Genomic DNA, 2,306 nt, shown 5'->3' on the forward strand with positions numbered 1-2,306 from the left:
TTGACGACTAGGTCGAGATGATTACTCATCTTTTCCCGTCTAAGAACCGTACGTGAGTCTTTCAACTCATACGGCTCAAGCCTTTGTAAACGCTCATTTTTCATATTCACGCCAACCTCTCTTTATAATTTTGGATTTTCATACAGTCCTTATGAACCATAATCATTTTACTAATTTTGTCTTTACTATCTGATTTATTGTCTGTGTACATCATTCTTCTATCTTCTGCTATATCCATAGATTCATTACATAAAGGACAATAGCCTTTTTGTTTAATCCATAGTTTTTTCATATTTCCCGATAGCTTTAAACACCCCATTCTATATTTGCGTTTTTCAAAGTATTCTAAGTCAATAAACGGATTTTTATCAAGTTTTAATCTATGATGTCTTATAATATTCTTGTCACTCATTTTCTTTAATGTTAGAGTGTCACCAAATATCCAATTTCTATTTCTATGACTTTTAAAATACCTACTCTTGACCCATTTATTCCCTTTATTGGGATGTCTTCTTTTACACCATTTCCATAGCATAAGGTATATTATGTGGTCAACCTTCTGAAATATTCGTTTTGACACTGCTCCTTGATGGTAATTACTCCACCCTGTAATTATTGGATTTAATTGTGCAATTAACAAATCTTGATGTATTGATTTATTACTGTTTATAACATCTCTGAGTTTTGAAATAACAGATTTGATAGACTTTGTCGATGGCTTTATAAGTAATTTACTATTGTACTTTCTAATATTCCAGCCTAGAAAATCAGCACCTTCATCGATATTGGTTATCAAAGTTTTTTCATCTGATAATTCTAACCCTCTATCCGCTAAAAACTCTTTAACTAACGCTTTAGCTTTAATTGCTATTTCTTTAGTTCCTGCTGTTATGATAAAATCATCAGCATAGCGAATCAAATGCACTTTTGCCCTTTTCCTTCCTTCATTTTTATGCCTTTTAAAATTATCTTTCAATAATTTATCAATTCCATCTAAAGTGAAATTAGCCAAGCAAGGGCTTATAATTCCACCTTGTGGAGTTCCATTATCGGTAGAGAATCTAAATCCATTATGTATAAACCCTGCTTTAAGAAAGCTTCGTAAAATGGATTTGTCCATTGGTACATTATCAATTAACCAGTCATGAGATATGTTATCAAAACATCCTTTGATATCACCTTCTAGAATCCACTTAGGAGAAGTTTTCCTACTATAGTTTATAAATAACTGCTCTCTTGCATCAGCACAACTTCTTCCTTTTCTGAATCCAAATGAAGTCTTGTCTGCAAGAGTTTCAACTACGGGTTCTAATGCCATTAAATAGAGTGCTTGCATTGCTCTATCATACATAGTCGGTATCCCTAACGGTCTTAGTTTACCATTTTTCTTTTTAATATGAATTCTTCTTAATGGCTTTGGTTTATATTTGCCTCTATTGAGTGATATCGCCAATTCATATTTCTCTTTACCTGTGCGTAATATTACATTGTCTACTCCAGGTGTTTTCTTACCTTTGTTTGATGTAACTCTCTTAACTGCTAAAAGTTTAGCATAATAAGAATTAACTAATAATCTTTGTAAATCTTTAATTAATTTCCAATTTTTATTTAGAGATGCTTTTACAATTCTAGATTGAATCTTATTAATAAACAAATTAATTTCATTCCAATCGATATTGTCCCAGATTAGGTTATTATTTATATTCATTTGTTTATCCAAGTTTGCTGTCTGTTATAGTACAGTCTACTTGCCTCCCTTGTTCGTAAGTATCATTCTATCATCATAATCAAAGACCATGATATAAGTCTGCACCCTTTCGGGTTACTCCAAATCTTGAAGAGCTATATTTTCTATTACTGAAAATCATTCGCTTTTTATATCTTCCTCTGCCCTCTACTGTCCAACTTTTGTTGGATATGTATAGGGTTTACCAAGTTCTGTGTTAAGACCAATTCAATTTACCTTAGAGCCTGTCTATAGTCCGGGAGCGACAGCTACTTCACATTCTGCGTGTTCAAACATAATGCGTATGCTCCATACCTTTTGGCTTAAGCGTATCAATCCCATTTCGCTTGCTCGACTTTACGAACCTTACAACAGTTTGAATAATCTGCTCATAGTAAATTATTTATGCTTGCAGTAGATAGCGTAGGGATTACCTATTTTCCTGCTTTGTCCCAGCAGCTTAGCACACTACCGTTACCAGTAATGCACCTGCTGGTAGCATTATTTCAAGCAGCTGAAATAGTCCGAAGGGCTTATTATTGCCTTAGACAGCTCCTAACACAACTTCTTGTCGCACAAA

1 protein-coding gene is annotated in these 2,306 nt (G+C 33.4%); it reads right to left on the reverse strand.

All coding sequences use genetic code 11. From position 1 onward, the window contains the following. Positions 1-106 precede the first annotated feature (106 nt). Positions 107-1,708, reverse strand: a complete 1,602-nt coding sequence (ltrA, locus tag Q0Y03_RS15360) for a group II intron reverse transcriptase/maturase (protein ID WP_297714657.1) — start codon at positions 1,706-1,708, stop codon at positions 107-109. Positions 1,709-2,306 lie beyond the last annotated feature (598 nt).

The sequence above is a fragment of the Clostridium sp. genome, assembly GCF_026168755.1.
In the GTDB taxonomy this organism is placed as follows: domain Bacteria; phylum Bacillota; class Clostridia; order Clostridiales; family Clostridiaceae; genus Clostridium.